The organism is Corynebacterium genitalium ATCC 33030, from assembly GCF_000143825.1.
Lineage (GTDB): Bacteria > Actinomycetota > Actinomycetes > Mycobacteriales > Mycobacteriaceae > Corynebacterium > Corynebacterium genitalium.
On record NZ_CM000961.1, the window covers coordinates 859,504 to 876,781 of the forward strand.

Annotated in this window: 11 protein-coding genes and 1 pseudogene; 6 read left to right on the forward strand and 6 right to left on the reverse strand. The window is 60.1% G+C overall.

Annotated features, from left to right (window positions below; genetic code table 11):
• Positions 1–117 precede the first annotated feature (117 nt).
• Positions 118–972 (reverse strand): DUF2382 domain-containing protein, encoded by an 855-nt coding sequence (locus HMPREF0291_RS04020; RefSeq protein ID WP_005288321.1) that lies wholly within the window; start codon positions 970–972, stop codon positions 118–120.
• Positions 973–1,308: 336 nt separating this feature from the next.
• Positions 1,309–2,142 carry a hypothetical protein gene (locus HMPREF0291_RS04025; RefSeq protein WP_040424155.1) on the reverse strand — a complete coding sequence of 278 codons (834 nt, stop codon included), beginning with the start codon at positions 2,140–2,142 and terminating at the stop codon, positions 1,309–1,311.
• Positions 2,143–2,200: 58 nt separating this feature from the next.
• Between HMPREF0291_RS04025 and HMPREF0291_RS04030 the strand changes: the two genes are divergently transcribed.
• From HMPREF0291_RS04030 to HMPREF0291_RS04045, 4 genes are all read left to right on the forward strand, one after another.
• Positions 2,201–3,490 (forward strand): adenylosuccinate synthase, encoded by a 1,290-nt coding sequence (locus HMPREF0291_RS04030; RefSeq protein ID WP_005288329.1) that lies wholly within the window; start codon positions 2,201–2,203, stop codon positions 3,488–3,490.
• A gap of 299 nt (positions 3,491–3,789) precedes the next feature.
• Complete coding sequence (locus HMPREF0291_RS11950) at positions 3,790–6,657, forward strand: hypothetical protein (RefSeq protein ID WP_198002216.1); 2,868 nt, start codon at positions 3,790–3,792, stop codon at positions 6,655–6,657.
• Between the two features lie 138 nt (positions 6,658–6,795).
• Positions 6,796–7,566 (forward strand): class F sortase, encoded by a 771-nt coding sequence (locus tag HMPREF0291_RS04040; RefSeq protein ID WP_050748783.1) that lies wholly within the window; start codon positions 6,796–6,798, stop codon positions 7,564–7,566.
• 197 nt (positions 7,567–7,763) lie between these two features.
• On the forward strand, positions 7,764–9,383 hold the full coding sequence (locus HMPREF0291_RS04045) for a DUF5979 domain-containing protein (protein ID WP_040423478.1): 1,620 nt from the start codon (positions 7,764–7,766) through the stop codon (positions 9,381–9,383).
• A 203-nt stretch (positions 9,384–9,586) separates the two neighbouring features.
• On the opposite strand, the gene HMPREF0291_RS04050 is transcribed toward HMPREF0291_RS04045, so the two are convergent.
• Positions 9,587–10,867, reverse strand: a complete 1,281-nt coding sequence (locus HMPREF0291_RS04050) for a hypothetical protein (RefSeq protein ID WP_005288339.1) — start codon at positions 10,865–10,867, stop codon at positions 9,587–9,589.
• Positions 10,868–11,385: 518 nt separating this feature from the next.
• Between HMPREF0291_RS04050 and HMPREF0291_RS04055 the strand changes: the two genes are divergently transcribed.
• Positions 11,386–13,464 (forward strand): Ig-like domain-containing protein, encoded by a 2,079-nt coding sequence (locus tag HMPREF0291_RS04055; RefSeq protein ID WP_005288349.1) that lies wholly within the window; start codon positions 11,386–11,388, stop codon positions 13,462–13,464.
• 295 nt (positions 13,465–13,759) lie between these two features.
• On the forward strand, positions 13,760–15,070 hold the full coding sequence (locus tag HMPREF0291_RS04060; RefSeq protein WP_156774803.1) for a hypothetical protein: 1,311 nt from the start codon (positions 13,760–13,762) through the stop codon (positions 15,068–15,070).
• 196 nt (positions 15,071–15,266) lie between these two features.
• Here HMPREF0291_RS04060 and HMPREF0291_RS04065 read toward each other — a convergent pair whose 3' ends face one another.
• The 3 genes and pseudogenes from HMPREF0291_RS04065 to HMPREF0291_RS04075 all read right to left on the reverse strand — a co-directional run bounded on the left by HMPREF0291_RS04065 (position 15,267) and on the right by HMPREF0291_RS04075 (position 17,233).
• Positions 15,267–16,013, reverse strand: a complete 747-nt coding sequence (locus tag HMPREF0291_RS04065) for a DUF3800 domain-containing protein (RefSeq protein ID WP_005288353.1) — start codon at positions 16,011–16,013, stop codon at positions 15,267–15,269.
• Positions 16,014–16,131: 118 nt separating this feature from the next.
• Positions 16,132–16,503 (reverse strand): annotated as a pseudogene (locus HMPREF0291_RS04070) (pyridine nucleotide-disulfide oxidoreductase); the annotation flags it as partial.
• Positions 16,504–16,906: 403 nt separating this feature from the next.
• On the reverse strand, positions 16,907–17,233 hold the full coding sequence (locus tag HMPREF0291_RS04075) for a hypothetical protein (RefSeq protein ID WP_005288359.1): 327 nt from the start codon (positions 17,231–17,233) through the stop codon (positions 16,907–16,909).
• Between the last annotated feature and the right edge of the window lie 45 nt (positions 17,234–17,278).

Consider the following 17,278-nt stretch of genomic DNA (forward strand, 5'->3'; position numbering starts at 1 on the left):
AGGGGAGCACTGTAGTCAAGGCGCCACCAACGTCCGGGCACGCGAAAGGCCCCAGCCGAAGCTGGGGCCTTTCTCCAGAAAGAGAGACTACTTAGCGCTAGGCGCTAAGCGGCGTTTTTAGCGCTGGTCCTCCGGGCGGATGTCGCGCGCGGTCTCGTCGACAACGTTGCCATCGGTCTCAATGCGCTCCTTGGCGACGTCCTCGGTGACCTGGTGGGTCTCACGAACGGTGTCCTTGTCCAGGGAGACCTTCTCGACCGGCACGGACTCCTTGGAAACGTTCACGCGGTCCTCGTGCAGGGTGACGGATGCTTCCTGCTCGCCGAGCTGGCCGTCGTAGTTAGCGCGGTCTGCCTCGGAGATCGGCTCGCGGGTAACGCGGACCTCTTCGCGCTCAACCGGAACCTCAACGGTCTCGGTCTCGTGAACGACGTACTTGCGCAGGCGGACCTGGCCGGACTCGACGCGGTCCTTGTCAACGTTCAGCTGCTCCTCGGAGCGAACGATGGAACCGTCGTTGTCTGCAGCAACGCCCTCGCGGTCAGCGAACTCAGCGCGGTCGCGGTCAGCAGCGTGCTCGCCGTAACCAGCGCCAGCGCCTGCACCGGCAGCAGCGCCAGCAGCCGGAGCGCCGGTCTCGTACTGGGTACGGTCCTCAACGCCCTCGAGGCCGTAGTGGCGGTAGAAAGCCTCCTGGTCAGCGTTGGTCAGGTGGCCGTTCTCGTCCAGGTCCGGGGCGTCCTCGATGCGGTCCTTAGCGAAGGCCAAGTGCAGCTCGCCGTCCTGCAGGGAGTGGCCGCGCAGCGGGACGATGGAGTCGCCGCCACCGAACAGGCCGTGGTTGACGGAGACGAAGTCCGGCTGGCCGGTGGTGTCGTTAACGTAAACGTCCTTTACGCCACCAACCTTGTCGCCATTAACGTCGTATGCAGTTGCGTTTGCAAGGTCTTCAATGCGGTTGTAGTCAGCCATGTTGGCGTGTTCTCCTTAAGTGGTTTGTCGAAATCGAACAACCACCAACGTAGCCATGGATCGCTGCGGCTGCACCGGCGGACCCCCACTGCCCATAGATCAATCGAAAGATTGAGGGCGCACGTCACAGAAATGGTTAATATGTCGCGCCATAAACGGTTACCAGCGCAAACGTGCAGGTGTGCACTCGCAGGTAACTAACGGACAGTCTCGCCCAGGTAACGAAAAGGTCACAGGCCGCCTGTAAACCCGATAATGTGAGATAAATCACATATCGGCGGAAAGCGGCACCCGGGAAAATTCGCCGTCGTTTTACGCGGAGGACCCTCCCGTGAACTAAGCCCGCACTGCCTGAATATCCCTCAAGTGCCGGTAGAACGTTACGCGGTTGGCGGCCCTCGGCGCCTGCGCTCCGTCGACGGTGACAGCGATCGCCGGCCCTCCGGCCTGGAGCGCTCGCCCGGACAACACGGTCGAGGGATCCGTAACCGACGGCGGCACGTCGCGCCGGAAACGCCGCCGCACTCCGGACGCGGGAGTCACCAGTTGGGCGGCGGCCAGGCCGGGCGCGCCAACTGTCGGCACGAGCCGCACCCCGTAGGGGCCCGGCACACCCGGCGACGCAGACTCGTTGAACAGCAGCACGTCTTGGTCGACAACAACCTCACCTATATATGGGCCTCCATCGGCGCTGCCAATAACAGCAGACCCGGCGACGACGACACCGGAGTCATTCCGAATGCACGGCAGCGGCGCAACGCCGCCCGACACGGCCAACGCGACTGCATCGGACGTAGATAGTTCAGACAACCCCCACAGCACCGCAGCCGGCGACCCCACATCAACGGGTACGTAGGCGACCTCGGCCCACATATAGTCGGCCCGCATCATTCGCGTCAGTACAGCTCCCAGGGCAGCATCAGACCCGGACACCACGACCCGTAAGCGCTCTAACGGCGCCTGCCCGGCCAACGCCGGCTCCCCCATGTGCGGCACCGACGGCGAGGACGTGATCTCCGTTAGGGAAGGAACGGTGCCACCGGGCAAAAGCGACGCGGCTAAAGAGTCGAGGAAGGTGAGGTCGCGGCGGGTGGGGACGTCGGCAAGCGAATGGGCGGAAGCGCCTGGAACCGTGACCCCGGACGCGCACGCGCAATGAATGAGCTGCATGCGCATCACGCTACAATGACGCTGGAATTTGACGCGAACCAGCGCAAAGGAGCGAATCATGGCTGCGATCATCATTGTCGGCGCGCAGTGGGGCGACGAGGGCAAGGGTAAGGCCACGGACATCCTCGGCGGCAAGGTCGATTACGTGGTCAAACCCAACGGCGGCAACAACGCTGGTCACACGGTGGTCGTCGGCGGCGAGAAGTACGAGCTCAAGCTGCTGCCGGCGGGCGTCTTGTCTGAAAACGCGACTCCTGTGCTGGGCAATGGCGTGGTGGTCAACCTCGAGGCGCTGTTCGAGGAGATCGACGGCCTGGAGGCCCGCGGCGCCAACGCGTCGCGCCTGCGGATCAGCTCCAATGCGCACCTGGTCACGCCGTACCACCAGACGCTCGACCGCGTGCAGGAGCGATTCCTGGGCAAACGCGCGATCGGCACGACGGGGCGCGGCATCGGTCCGACGTATGCGGATAAGGTCGCGCGCGTGGGCATCCGCGTGCAGGACCTGTTCGACGAGTCCATCCTGCGCCAGAAGATCGAGTCCGCCCTGGACGTGAAGAACCAGATGCTGGTGAAGATGTACAACCGCAAGGCCATCGAGGTCGACGCGATCATGGACTATTTCATGGGGTACGCCGAGCGCGTCAAGCCCATGGTCATCGATGCGGAGCGCACGCTTAACGACGCCCTCGCCCAAGGCCACCACATCCTCATGGAAGGCGGCCAAGCCACCATGTTGGATGTTGACCACGGCACCTACCCGTTTGTGACCAGCTCGAACCCGACGGCGGGCGGCGCGTGCGTCGGTTCCGGCATCGGTCCGACGCAGATCACGGGCGTGCTGGGCATTGTCAAGGCCTACACCACGCGTGTGGGTGCGGGCCCGTTCCCGACGGAGCTCTTTGACAAGTGGGGCGACTACCTGCAGGAAGTCGGCGGCGAGGTCGGCGTGAACACCGGTCGTAAGCGCCGCTGCGGCTGGTACGACGCCGTCATCGCCCGTTACGCCGCGCGCGTCAACGGCTTCACCGATTACTTCCTGACCAAGCTGGACGTGCTCACCGGCATCGGTGAGATTCCGATCTGCGTGGCCTACGACGTCGACGGTGTGCGCCACGACGAGATGCCGTTGACCCAGTCCGAGTTCCACCACGCGGAGCCGATCTTCGAGACCATGCCCGCCTGGGACGAGGACATCACCGGCTGTAGGGAGTTCTCCGATTTGCCGCAGCGCGCCCAGGATTACGTTCTGCGTCTCGAGGAGCTCTCCGGTGCCCCCATGTCCTACATCGGTGTGGGTCCGGGCCGCGACCAGACGATCGTGCGCAACGACATCATGGAGCGGTGAAAGCTTTTCGCTTTTCGACGGAGCCTTCCCAGTCGACTTTCTTGCTCCATCAATGAAGTTATTGCCATGGGGACTATCCGGCAATGTCCTGTACGTGATAACTTCTAAGCTGTATACCGCCTTGGAACAGGCGGAGGCGGCCATGTGGGCTCGGTGCGAGTTCCGGAGGAAGTAAAACGATTCTCACGGAAGATGTCCGGGTCTCGGGCCAAATTGCAAATCACGATTGGGAGCGACCCTTGAAAGATCAACAACGCGGCGTGCAAATTGCTGGCCTGCTCAGGACTTTGGTTGCCGTAGTGACGGCATTTGCTCTGTTCATTACAGGAGCCATGTTCAATCTTGTGCCGAGCTCGGAGGCCCAGAATGCTAACCCGGCACCGGTGACCTTTGGGCAGCCGACAGTGACGCAGAACGGTCAGCCGATTGACAAGCAGTTGGATACGCGTGACCGTGTGAGCCTCAGCTTCCCGTGGACGGCAAACGGCACCATTGAGCAGGGCCAGACAATGTCCATCGACTTCCCGACAGAGATCCTGCCGCCTGCTAACAAGCTGCCGTTCAGCGTGTCGGGTCAAGAGGCTGGGTCGTGCGAAGTGCAGGAACGAACCCTGGTTTGCACCTTCAACCGGGACATCAATCAGGATAGTGTGACTGGCTCGATCGGCCTGAGTGTGGGGCTCGGTGAGACCCCAGGCCCGGATTGGAAGTTCAACACCGTACCGGGCGGTGAACCGCTCTCCGTTGCTATCCCTGGCGGCAGCGTGGTGCCGTACGTGCTGCCGGAAGGCAAAGAAGACCGCGTTTCGAAGTACGGAACCATCGATTACGTAAACAATGTCATCGACTGGACGATCATCATCCCCGCTGAGAACCTCACTGATGAGAACGGTCAGGCCAGGTCTGTCCGCATCACTGACCAGCTGCAAAGCCGAAACCACGCCTACGTCGGGTTTGATGACCCCAACAGGGTTGTGTACGTTTACCAGGAGGATCTGAGTCGCAAGAATCAGGCGTGGCCGAACAGCAACGTCACCGCCCAGGATGGGGGTCGCGGTTTCGCTGCGGACATCGCCCCTCGGAGGGGTGGCTGGAACCCAGAGTGGGATCTGAAGATCACCTACCAGACGGAATTCGTCGGTGACCCGAAGGACCGTGATAAGTTCGAAAACTCGGCGAACGTCGTTGTTACTGACTCGCAGGGCATCGAGACCACGACTGCGGCTGAGGAGCGCAACGCTGGGGAGCACACCTACGACGCCGCTGCTGCTGCAGCGGGTGCGGGTGTTGAGCGCGGCTCATTCGCACTGACGAAGACCGTGATCGGTGAGCAGGAGTGCATTGCACGAATCGAGGAGCCCTTTACGGTCCAGGTCGACATCGACGTGAGGGACTCGGTCGGGCCGAACTTCCAGTTCCCGGGAACGGTCAAGCAGACTGAGGCGCAGCCCGCCGACGGCAAGATTTCTTATACCGCGGCCCTTCGGCCCGGTACGACGCTCACCGGTTACGACTCTCTGCCGCAGGGTTCGAAAGTTACCATTACTGAGGTGAAGCCGGACATCGCAGGTGTTGAATTCGCTGATCCGGATTACAGCCCGGGCCAGACCGTGACGATCGAGAACGCCGCAGAGAATGCGACTATCGAGCTGACCAATAGGATCGAGTCTTGTCCGCAGCCTACAACGGAACAGCCGGAGCCGACCACCACGGAGGAGCAGCCGGAGCCGACCACAACGGACGAGGAGCCGGAGCCGACCACGACGGACGAGGAGCCGGAACCGACCACAACGGACGAGGAGCCGGAGCCGACCACAACGGACGAGGAGCCGGTGCCGACCACGACGGATGAGCAGCCGGAACCGACCACGACGGACGAGGAACCGGAGCCGACCACGACGGATGAGGAGCCGGAGCCGACCACAACGGACGAGGAGCCGGAGCCGACCACGACGGATGAGGAGCCGGAGCCGACGACAACGGATGAGCAGCCGGAGCCGACCACGACGGACGAGGAGCCGGAGCCGACCACGACTGATGAGCAGCCGGAGCCGACCACGACGGATGAGGAGCCGGAGCCGACCACGACGGAGGAGCAGCCGGAGCCGACCACGACTGATGAGCAGCCGGAACCGACGACGACGGACGAGGAGCCGGAGCCGACCACGACGGAGGAGCAGCCGGAACCGACCACGACTGATGAGCAGCCGGAGCCGACCACGACGGACGAGGAGCCGGAACCGACCACGACGGACGAGGAGCCGGAGCCGACGACGACGGACGAGGAGCCGGAGCCGACGACCACGGATGAGGAGCCGGAGCCGACCACGACGGAGGAGCAGCCGGAGCCGACCACCACGGGTGAGCAGCCGGAGCCGACGACCACGGATGAGGAGCCGGAACCGACCACCACGGATGAGCAGCCGGAGCCGACCACGACGGATGAGCAGCCGGAGCCGACCACCACGGATGAGCAGCTGGAGCCGACCACCACGGATGAGCAGCCGGAGCCGACCACCACGGATGAGGAGCCGGAGCCGACCACGACGGATGAGCAGCCGGAGCCGACCACCACGGATGAGCAGACCATCCCCGGTGGCGATGACGGCGAGACCGGTGGCAACGGTGACGGAACCAACGACGGTGACGATGACGGTGAGACCGGTGGCAACGGTGACGGAACCGACGGCGACGGCAACAACGGCGAAACCGACGGAGAAACCGACGGTGAAGACGACGGCGGAACCAACGGCAACGACGACGCCAACAAGGAAGGTTCTTCTGCCTTCCCGTGGTGGCTGCTGCTCCTGGTCCCGGTCATTCCGATCGGTAAGTGGTTGATCGACAACTTCCCGGGCGGTTCCTCGAACCCGGCACCGGGCAAGCCATCCCCGGGTGAGCCAGCGCCGGGCCGGGGAGATAAGCCCGCTACGGACGAGCCAGGTGGTTCGGAAGGCCAGGGTGACAAACCCAAGGGCAAGCAAGGCGATGAACCCAAGGGTGGACGCGGTGACAAACCCCAGCAGGCTGAGTCCGGCCAGCCTGGACGAGCCCCTGGTGGGCAACCCGCACAGCCCGGTAAGCCGGGTGGCGGCCGCCAGTCCATCCAGTCTGTGCCGTCCGGCGCGACTGCGAAGAGCGGTAACGTCCCGGACTTCATCGGCTAAAAATTAACCGCTCACCGTGCAAGACGGGCTGAAGGGAGAAATCCTTTAGCCCGTCTTTTAGTTTCCTCCCAAGACAATGACAATTGCTTGGGTATCGATGTCGCTTTCCAGCCCAAGTATGATTTAGGATATTTCGCGATGAGTACTGCGACACCAAACCCCAAGAACCTGCCGGATCCCGAAGATACTTCCTACGGTAAGTACCCGGATGACACCCGGGAAAGCGAAGCGACCGAAAGCTCGAATAAGAAGCTGCCCCTGATCCTCGCTGCGCTAATCGGCGCAGTCGCCCTGATTTGCGCCATTGTTTTCATCCCGTGGGGAGGAAGCGACGACACAGAGGAGGCGTCGGAAGCACCGCAGCCTCAGACGAGCGCGGCGCCCGAAATTATCGAGGACGGCTATGTCGACGATTCCGGTCAGCAGGAAGAGGAGCTCAAACCGGTCCCTCAAAGCCATGAGGACATCAATGAGATGGCGTTGCAGATGAGCATCGGCACCGCGCCGGTCGAGATGGTGGGCCTGACGGCTGAGGGTGCGCTCATTCCGCCGGAGGACGTCAGTCGTCTCGGGTGGTACGCGTCGTCCGCGATTCCGGGCGATCCGGAGTCGAAGGGGTCCACCGTGATCACCGGGCACGTCAACCACCAGACGCAGGGCCAGGGTTTCGCTTACAACTTCACGCAGCTTGCGGCGGGCGATGAGGTCTCCGTGCTTATCGACGGCACCACCCACACCTACCGCGTCACCAAACCCCCCTTCCGCGCCTCCAAGGAGGGGGCTCTGCCTGAAGAGGTGAATGATTCGACTGGTGAGAACAAGCTCGTGTTGATCACATGCGGTGGTGAGTTCGTCGGTGGAACGCTCGGTTATGCAGACAACGTATTCGTTGTTGCAGAACCAATTTAAGCCTTGCTCAGGAATTTCGTAGAAAGTTCTCCGTCAGCCTTTACATATAATTGAAAACTGGGTACGATGCTCAACGTGCTCTGACAGTTACCTAAGAATTTAAACTAAAACTGTGAGCGACGTTCGAGACGTGCCGATCACTCTTGTCGGTATCGCCATCAGGACGAAACAGATATCGACTAATCAAGGAGTGATTCATGGACGCGCAGCGTAGTCTCGTGGGCCGTAAAGGCCTGCGTGCAACCCTCATCGCGTTGGTGACGGTTTTCGCCGTCTTCGTCGCTGCAGCTTTCGGGGGCAATGTTGTTCCCACAGCTAACGCGACTGAAGATGGGCACGTTCACGGCGAGTCGGAACAGGCCAAGACTGCCGAATCCGAGGCTGAAGAGCGTGCCGAGCAGCACGAGTCTGAGCGGGCGCACACTGATGGGGAACCGGGCGAGTTCCACATTAAGAAGGAAATCGAAGACTCGAACCTGGCTCACGAGGATATGCCCGATGCGGAGGCGCAGCTGAAGGACGCCACCTTCGAGGTGACCATGGAGTTCGAGTTCCCGGAGGGTGAGACCGCTCCGGCGAAGCTTGGGCTGGATGGCAACAACACCAAGACCGTCGATCTCGCCGTTGGTACTGACGACTACCCAGATGGAAGGGGACTTGCGTTCTCGGAGATCCCGGCAGGCACCAAGGTGACCCTCTCGGAGACCGGCAAGCCGGAGCTTGAGGGTTTCCACTTTGACGAGGAGAGGTTCATCGCTGAGCAGGTCTCCCCTGGCGATCAAAGAGTTCTGAAAGATGAGGGCAAGACCGTCACCATTGAGTTCGAAGGCGACGATTGCTTCGAGGTCACGCTGACGAACCCGATCAGGAAGACGGTTCCGGGCGAGTTCCACATCAAAAAGCAGATCGACTACTCGAAGCTGACCGATGAGGATAAGGCTAAAGCGAAGGAGCTTGCGGAGGGGAAGCAGTTCCCGGTCAACATGACCTTCGAGTTCCCGGAGGGCACCAACCGTGAGGCTGTGCTTGAGGGTAAAGAGTTCGAGCTCGTTGGAGACAACAAGGCGCAGGTGAAGCTCAACGTCGACGCAGACCTCGAATCCTACGCAGCTGTCGGCGGCGACGAGAGGGGTATCGCATTCTCGCACCTCCCGATCGGCACCAAGGTGACTTTCTCTGAGGGCGAGAAGCCTAACCTCGGGGGCTTCGGTTACGGCGAGGAGGTCTTCATCGTGAAGGAAGGCCACCCCCACATCAAAGACAAGCCTGTGAAGGATAAGGGTAAGACGGTCACGATCCAGATCAAGGGCAATGACTGCTTCGAGATCGCCCTTTCGAACCCGATCACGTCAGGAGCCACTCCGGGCACCGATACCCCGGGCACCGATACCCCGGGCACCGATACGCCGGGCACGGACACTCCTGGCACCGATACGCCGGGCACGGACACCCCGGAGGAGCCGGGAAGCTCCGATGACAAGAAGAACCTGTGGTGGCTCCTGCTTTTGGTTCCGGTCATTCCGGGTCTGATCTGGCTGTTCAACCAGGGTCCGGGTACGTCTTCCACCCCGACGCCGGGTAAGCCGGATGACAACCCGCAACCGGGTAAGCCGGGTGACACCCCGCAGCCAGGCAAGCCGGGTGACAACCCGAAGCCCGAAACGCCGCGCGAGGGTGACAAGCCCCAGCAGGCGCAGCCTGGTACTCCCGAACAACCGGTGAAGCCTGGTGCGCCCAGCGATGGGCGTCAGCCGATTCAGTCGGTGCCGTCTGGTGCGACTGAGAAGGGCGATGGAGTTGCTGATTTCATCGGCTAGGAGCTAACCACTACCTAGAAAAGGCGAGCTGAGGGAGCGTTCCCTCGGCTCGTCTTCTATTTCCCGTCAAGTGGGTGAGAACTGCATGGATATTCAGGGCCGATCTTGACTCTTTCAAGGCTTGGTAACTGAATCAATGAACATGGAGCTGGACGTAAAGAAGCGGGTGGACTGCGTTCAGCAGCCGACCCGCTTGATTGTTCTTATCCGATGAAGCGCGCCGTTGGATCCGTCAACGCCGTCGCGCCGGACGGCACTGATTGAATCGGTCGCCGTCCCTCTGCGGATGGGGCAGTGGGGGGACCAGAAGGCCGAGCACCTTCAGAGTTAGGCCGGCCATACGCGGGAGCGGACGGGGACTCACTTGGATAAGTAACCGGCAACGGAAGCTTTGACGGTGCGGTATCCGTCTCAACGTTTCCAGAGCTATCCGTCGTTGTAGGCGTGGCTGCGCTGGAAGGTGGTGGAGCTGTCGAGGGCTCCGATGGTGTCGACGAATCGGGTGGCGTCGGAGCTGTTGTCGGAGCATCGGTGGAGCTGGTGGTTGGCTCAGCGCTCTCCTCGGTGGCAGTGGGGCTTGCCGGTGTGCTTTCTTCGGTGGATTCCGGGGATGGTTCTGGGCAGGACGCATCGGGATTGAATGTAAACGAATGGAAGACGACCTCATCCGGTTGAGCCTGAGGATAGAGTTCCTCATTGGCTGCGGAAGTCCACAGATTGATGTGTAGCTGTTGCGTGCCGTTGTCGATCGGCACCCGTTCCGTCGCTGTGACATCGCTCAATATAGTGCCGTCGGAGGTTGTCGTCGTCACGCGGAGAAAACCTTCGCGCCACTCGGCGACCGTGGTCAACCTCTGCGGCCCCTCGGGGATATCGAATCCACTGATGAACATGCCGTCACCGGGTTCCGGGGCCTTGGTCAGATCGTCGGGATAGTAGGTGACGCCAGCATGCGGCAGTGGCCAGTCTTCTTCGCCCCAGCGGCTGATCTCAATGAAATCGATTTCAGTGAACCCGCCTTGGGTGAGGTGCGTGTCGTCGACCTGTGCAGCGAGATCGTAGAGGAAGATTCCCAACACGCTACTGGGGTCCATGTGGTCGAAGTCGGCAGAGTATTCGAGGGTGTAAGTTCCATACCCCACCGATTCGGTGGTCATCAGCTCCACACCGCCGCGGATTCCTTCGTTGCGCACGGCGAGGTCCCCCGCATCATTCACTGAGGCACCGTTAACCCAGTTGCCGATTTCTTCTCCTGGAGCGGCTGCTTGCGGTCCGCCCCATGGCATGTAGTGGTTTCGTTCGCGAACGCCCCATTCGAAACCGGCCCAGTTAAACGTATTGAAGTCGTAGTCGGTGCGGAATCGAGCGCACTCCTGGGAAACGTTTTGCGCTGGATCGTCAGGTTCAGCGAAGCTCATTGGCGGAAGCGTGATCGCTGCCGCGAGCGCGACAGCGAAGGCACGGTGGACAGCACGTTTCTTCATTACCCGGCTTTCTTCTTCTCGAGGGTGAGCATCGTGTGGGGCGCGTTGGTCCCCGTATATTCGAGCGGAACAATCGACGGGTTTAGCGACTTAGGCTTGCTCAAGGAGGTACGAAGCATGCACCGATGGCATGTAGTTACCGCGTCAATCATATAGGGACTGATCGTGCCCGCAACTCCTGATTGTGAAAGTCCCGAAGTTTTCATGGCGTGAACCTGGGCGGAACCTGACGCACTTTGTAGAAGTGTAGGCCCGAAGCGCGGAAAACTTGCACATCATTTGGGAAACTTTGGCGCTCGGTTATATGTAACCGCCGGTCACTGAGCTGGGAGAGGGGGTGCGCTAAAAGAATGTTGGCGAAGACTTGACCTATTAATCAACAGTGCTACGATCTCAACCGTCTCTGTCAACATGCTTAAAACAACGTCATAAGAGGCAGAGGATACGAGTTTACGGCGGTACCGAGCACTCCTTTTCGGTATTGAGCCGAATCCTAACTAGAGGAAGCAGGAGTGAACATGAACAATCAGAATGCAGCCGGCATGACAGTCGGCCTGCGTCGAACGCTGATCGCTCTGGTGACAGTCGTCGCCGTAGTGATGGCAGCAGCGTTCGGTATGAAACAAGTGCCGACGGCTAACGCCGATACGGTGGACGTAACCATCTCGGATGTAACTATCACTAAGCAGGCTGAGCCGGGGGACGAAAACCCCAACATTGTAAAAGGCAATAACGTCTCAGTTTCCATGAACTGGGCTGCAAACGCTCCATTCAAAGCGGACGATACATTCGAAGTGGCTTTCCCGGAAACGTTCAAGCCCCAGGCGGGAACAGAGTTCGACCTTAAAGATGAGGGTGGCGTCGTCGGTGGTACGTGCTCTGTGGCGAACGGCGCCCAGACCCTTGTTTGTACGCTGAACAATGCATTCCAGGAAAAGGACAACGTCAAGGGCGTCATCGAGCTGCGCGCCCAGGCCGAAAAGGCCAATACGGAGGAGAGCTACCCGTTCACGGTAAATGGCAATCAGGAGCGCACCGTCAGTGCGAATGTGCCTGGTGGTGTGAAGGATCAGGGCAAGATCGACAAATATAACCCAGTCGACCAGCTGGAAAAGAGTGCTCACATTGCAGGACTCAGCGACGAGTACCTCCTCTGGAACGTCCTAATCCCGTATGACTCATTCGCGGGCTCCGATCAAATCGTGATCAGAGATACGCTTACGAGTGATAACCACAAGCACATCAACGCCATCGAGCCCGTTCAGGGGGAAGAACGTAGGGGTGCTTCCCAACGAAACCTCCAGAACCAGACTCATCCTTTGAATCCAAGTTTCGAGATCTTGAACAACGGCAAGGAGCTGGCGGTTACGATCAAACCGCTCAAGGGGAAGGATCCTGAAACTGGTGTAGACCACACTGGTGAGTGGCAAGAGGGCCAGGATATTCACCTGACTTACTGGACCCAGCGTTTGAACCCGGTCACTTTGGAAGGTGACACTTACTCGAACACTGTCGAGGTGACGGCCGGTGAAACCACCACTAGCGCTGAGGCGGAAGTCTTCTGGAACACCGAAGGCTACGGCACCATCGAAGGTGTCAACACGGGTTCCTTCTCACTGACCAAGAAGGTTCAGGTCGAGGGCGGAGAGGCCTGCGGTGCTCTTGGGGGAGCTGGCTACCGAGTCAACGTGAAGATCACCCTGCCGGAAGGCTTCGAGGAGAACAAGTACCCGGAGAGCGAACGCCGTGGTGAGCGCGATGGAAAGGTGATCACCTACACCGACACCGTGAAGAATGGCCACACTATCCGCGGTTACGACATGTTGCCGGCTGGCACCGTAGTCGAATTCAGCGAGGTTCAGCCGGCGATCGAAGATGTTACCTTCGAGGCGCCCGCGTTCTCCCAGCAGCAGATCACTATCGAGAACGAGAATGCCTCGAACGTTGCTGTGACGCTCACCAACTCTGGGCAGTGCACCCCGCCGACTACTACGTCGGAGGAAACCACCCCGCCGACTACTACGTCGGAGGAAACCAGCCCGCCGACCACTACCTCTGAGGAAACCACTACTTCGGAGGAGACCACTACCTCTGAGGAAACCACCACGTCGGAGGAGACCACTACCTCTGAGGAGACCACTACCTCGGAGGAGACCACTACCTCGGAGGAGACCACTACCTCTGAGGAAACCACCACGTCGGAGACGACCACTTCTGAGACCACCACCCCTGGTGAAACGCCAGAGAACCCGGGTAGCTCCGGGGACAAGAAGAAGCTGTGGTGGCTCCTGCTTTTGGTTCCGGTTGTTCCGGGTTTGATCTGGCTGTTTGGTAAGGACTCGGGCTCCTCTAACCCGAACCCGCCGGTTCCGGGTAAGCCGGGTGAACCGGGCAAGCCAGGTGAGCCGGGTAAACCAGGTGAGCCAAGTAAGCCGGGTGAACCGGACCAGCCGGGCGAAAAGCCTGAGCCGGGCGAGCCGAGCGTGGTGAACACGACGGGCCAGCCGGGTGCCCCCGGTGAAGGCCGCCAGCCGATTCAGTCCGTGCCGTCCGGTGCGACTGAGAAGGGCGACGACGTCGCTGACTTCATCGGCTAAGAGCTAATCGCTCGAAAACTAAGAGCGGGTTGATGCAACCAAGCATCAGCCCGCTTTTTCATGCTTTGATCTGCGTTCCGTGTCGCACCGCATAAGCATCGGCGCCAACGTCATACACGTTCTAGCTGCAAATACGTAGTATTATGCAAGGTCAAACTACTTAGTGGACCTAACAGTGAATAACATATACCATTCCTGAGAGGGATTAAGGTTTCATCCCGAAGGTGGTCACTGCAGGGGGACAGTTCAACCAGTTCTCCTGGGTGCGAAGGTACGACGTGTGAAGAAAGAGAACATGAAGAAGCAGGTAGTTTCCCTGACCGTGGCGGCGGCGCTTGTCGCGCCGCTGGCAGTAATTCCCGCCCAGGCACAGGCGGACGTGCCGGTGCACATTCAGCGCACTGGTGAGCGTTTCAGCACTGACTATGATTTCCCCACATTCGACTGGAGCGGCTGCGAGTGGGCCGTCCGCCAGACGGAGGGCAAGCTGAACTTCGGTGGCCCGCAGGCGGCGGACCCCGCTGACAACCGCGCGAAGTGGGTCAACGGCGCAACGCCTTTGCCCAACGGCGACCTGAAGATTCGTAACGAGGGCATTCGTGGCGGTGTGGAGATCAACGCTGTGGACTCCACCGGCTACGGCACCTACACGTTTGAGTACTCCGCTGATTTCAACGAGATGGATCCGCACAACGTGCTGGGCATCTTCCCGTATGACATGGCGGAGCTCGAGCTGAACAAGTACGACGAGGTGCACAAGAACTCCCACGGCTCCACTGAGATCGACTTCATCGAGATCAGCCGCTGGGGCGTGGTCAACCGCCCGCTTCCGCACGGCGGCGTGACGTACTACCCGGACACGGCTCAACGCCCGGACCGCATCAAGCCCGCTGAGTTCGACATCCCGGCCGGTCACCAGACCCTGCAGACCATTGCTGAGTGGGAGAAGGACTACCTGCGCGTGATCACGAAGACGAAGCAAGGCCAAGTGCTTTCCGACGTCACTTCCACCCACCGCGTCCCCCGCGACACCGGCACCCAGCAGCTGCGCATCAACTTGTGGACCAGCGGCGCCAACAGGAGCGAGCACAAGAACGCGGGTGCCGACGAGATCATCTTCCACGACTACAACTACTCCCCGCACATCGGTGCAGCCGCTCAGCAGCCCACCGACACCGACAAGGGCGCTGTCCCGCCGGCTCCCGAGGCAGACGCACCCGAGGTCGAGGCTGGCACAGTGCCACCGGCACCGGCCGAGGATGCTCCTGAGGTTGAATCCGGCGCCGTTCCTCCCGCACCGGAAGCAGGCGCCCCCGAGGTAGAGGGCGGTGCGCTCCCGCCGGCACCTGAAGCAGACAGCTCTGAGGTTGAGTCTGGCGCAGTGCCGCCGGCACCTGCCCCGGAAGAAGCTCCGTCGGAGAACGGTGCTCCTGAGGTTCAGCCCGAGTCCGAGCTCTTCGACCCTGAGCAGCAGGAGAAGGAGTCCAAGGAAGAAAAGGCTGCGGAGAAGAGCAAGAACCGGAGCTCTGACAAGAGCAGCAGTAGCAGCAGCGAAGGTGCCCTCGCTCGTCTGTGGCGCGGGATCCGCGGCTTCTTCGGGTTCTAGTCTGACACGGGTTCTATGGCACACCGTCGGCTACCACTGGTTGAAGCGCCGGCGGCGTGTCAGTCTTGACTAAAGGCGTCGTCCTGTGTAACGTCGTGAGCATGCAGGAGTCGTCCCTGAAAGTGGACGGCTCCGGCCCATTTCGGGGGTATTATTCAAGGTCCTGCAGGCCATAAGCCTTGGACTCGGGCCTTCACTACTGCTTGGGCCACACATATTCATATTCCAGAAGACTGTCCACTTCTGAGCAGATGCGCTCGACCTGAGATCTTGCCCAAGCATTGTTCATGGGGGCAGAGAACCGTCCCTTTTGGTAAAAATATGTACATACGTCGACCGCTTGCAATAGGCGGCTGTGGTCGGATGGGCCAAAATAGGCGGTATCAAAGATGTGGTCCAGGGCGACACTAATTTTACCCTTGAGTGCTTTTCCTCTCGCAGCTCGTAGGCTCGCACGAGAGTCATTAGCTGAGTGGTGCTCGTCTGCGAAAATGAGAGCGCGATCATCGGAGTAGTTTTTGCGCATCTGTTTCTCTACTTCGTCGAGAATGTAACCCATGGTCTGCTGATGAAGTGGGAATGCCCTAGTTCCATACCGTGCTCGGTAGAGATTCTCGTCAATCGTGCGGGTGACAAAGATGGGCTTCTGCCTTTTGATGACCTGAACAATCTCGGAGAAAAGATCGAAACGATCGGCCATGGCGATTTGTCGCCAATGGCCTTTGCCGTGAAAAATCTCTACTGCGTGAAATTCTGATTGACTTGGAAGAACGGTTGAATAACGGCTGTGCAATTGGTCGCCGAGCTCATTGATCTCTTCCTCAACGTTCACGGCTTGCGCCGGGCTGCACATCAGCGCGCCGAAAGTGTAGAAAGAGTCATCTGTAGTCTCTGATTCGTCCAAATAGCACAACCGGACCGAGCGGTCTGCGTTTTTCCCCATAGTGCAATGCTACTGGCGAACTGGTTAGCTTTCCTGGTCGTGTCGGACAGAAAAGTCTACTGAAAAAGGTCCCGGCGAGTTGCCGGGACCTTGCTTTAGATCCTAGTGCACTAGGGACTTAGATCTCGTATTCCGGGTGCGAGGCGGTGACCATGTCGTTCCATTCGACGACCTTCCTGCGCCCGCGGCCTTCGGCCTCGCCGAGGGCGCGTTCGTGGGCGTCGAGGTTGTGCCAGCCTTCCCAGGTGGTCGCGTTGACGTTCTTGGAGGCCAGCAGGTCCAGGATGTCCTGGGGGTCGCGCTTGTCGGTCAGTTCCAGGGAGCCGTTGCGGAAGTCGTCGATAAGCATTGTGGTGGTGTCCTTGGCGTCGGACTTGGTGTTGCCGATCAGCCCGATAGGGCCGCGCTTGATCCAGCCGGTGGCGTAGAGGCCGGGGACGATGTCGCCGCCGGGCTCGGTAAGCACGTGGCCTTCGTCGTTGGGGATGACGGGCTACGAATCCAACGCACTTGGCCCCAGTCGCCGCGGACGGATAGAGTGACTTCACCGCCTCAGCCCTGCCTCGATTGGTTTAGTTGCCTGCTTGCGCGATCCCGCGTAAGAACCGTCTTTTGCGCAGCTGGCGAGAGACAAACTCTGCGTAGGACCGTCGAAGCATGCGGTTGGCAGAAAACCACTAACTCAGCGTCGATCAACGGTACACCCGGCGCTGATCAAAGGTACTCACCGTGCGCGAGACCGATTTGCGAACGAGCGCGAGACGCGCTTGCGAACCGGTTTCGGATCAGGATTTTGCAATCCCGTACGCTCGTAAAAATCGCTGGGAAGAGGCTCGCCGGTTTGCTGACTCGCCTTAACCGCGAGCTTCGCCCACTCTCGCTGCCGATCTACTTTAGTCATTTTCGAAGTCATCATCGGCCTCCTTGTCGGTGCCCCCATTATCGTTGTTTGACCCGGCAATGGCTAGCTCCTGGATGATCTTCTTCTCCGTGCGCGTCGTCAGCGGGCTCTCGAGCAAAATGTTCAGATGGAACATGCCTAAGTGGAACGATTGGTCATCTTTCTCGCGAATCAGATCGGTTGCGCACGTGTAGCGTTTCCACCATTCGGCGCGAGCGTCGCTCACGGTCTTTTGGTGAATTGTCAAAATTAGTCCTGAGAAGCCCAGGAAAGCTACGAGCAGCTGTCCTGCCCGCAGCCAAATATCGATTTGGTCCACGTTCTACCCCCCCGTCTCCACTGACTTTAGCTGAGATCGGGTGGG

Excerpts from the sequence above, each read along its gene's own strand:
- HMPREF0291_RS04020 (WP_005288321.1), bottom strand. The coding sequence starts at position 972 with ATGGCTGACTACAACCGCATTGAAGACCTTGCAAACGCAACTGCATAC.
- HMPREF0291_RS04025 (WP_040424155.1), bottom strand. The coding sequence starts at position 2,142 with ATGCAGCTCATTCATTGCGCGTGCGCGTCCGGGGTCACGGTTCCAGGC.
- HMPREF0291_RS04030 (WP_005288329.1), top strand. The coding sequence starts at position 2,201 with ATGGCTGCGATCATCATTGTCGGCGCGCAGTGGGGCGACGAGGGCAAG.
- HMPREF0291_RS04040 (WP_050748783.1), top strand. The coding sequence starts at position 6,796 with ATGAGTACTGCGACACCAAACCCCAAGAACCTGCCGGATCCCGAAGAT.
- HMPREF0291_RS04045 (WP_040423478.1), top strand. The coding sequence starts at position 7,764 with ATGGACGCGCAGCGTAGTCTCGTGGGCCGTAAAGGCCTGCGTGCAACC.
- HMPREF0291_RS04050 (WP_005288339.1), bottom strand. The coding sequence starts at position 10,867 with ATGAAGAAACGTGCTGTCCACCGTGCCTTCGCTGTCGCGCTCGCGGCA.
- HMPREF0291_RS04055 (WP_005288349.1), top strand. The coding sequence starts at position 11,386 with ATGAACAATCAGAATGCAGCCGGCATGACAGTCGGCCTGCGTCGAACG.
- HMPREF0291_RS04060 (WP_156774803.1), top strand. The coding sequence starts at position 13,760 with ATGAAGAAGCAGGTAGTTTCCCTGACCGTGGCGGCGGCGCTTGTCGCG.
- HMPREF0291_RS04065 (WP_005288353.1), bottom strand. The coding sequence starts at position 16,013 with ATGGGGAAAAACGCAGACCGCTCGGTCCGGTTGTGCTATTTGGACGAA.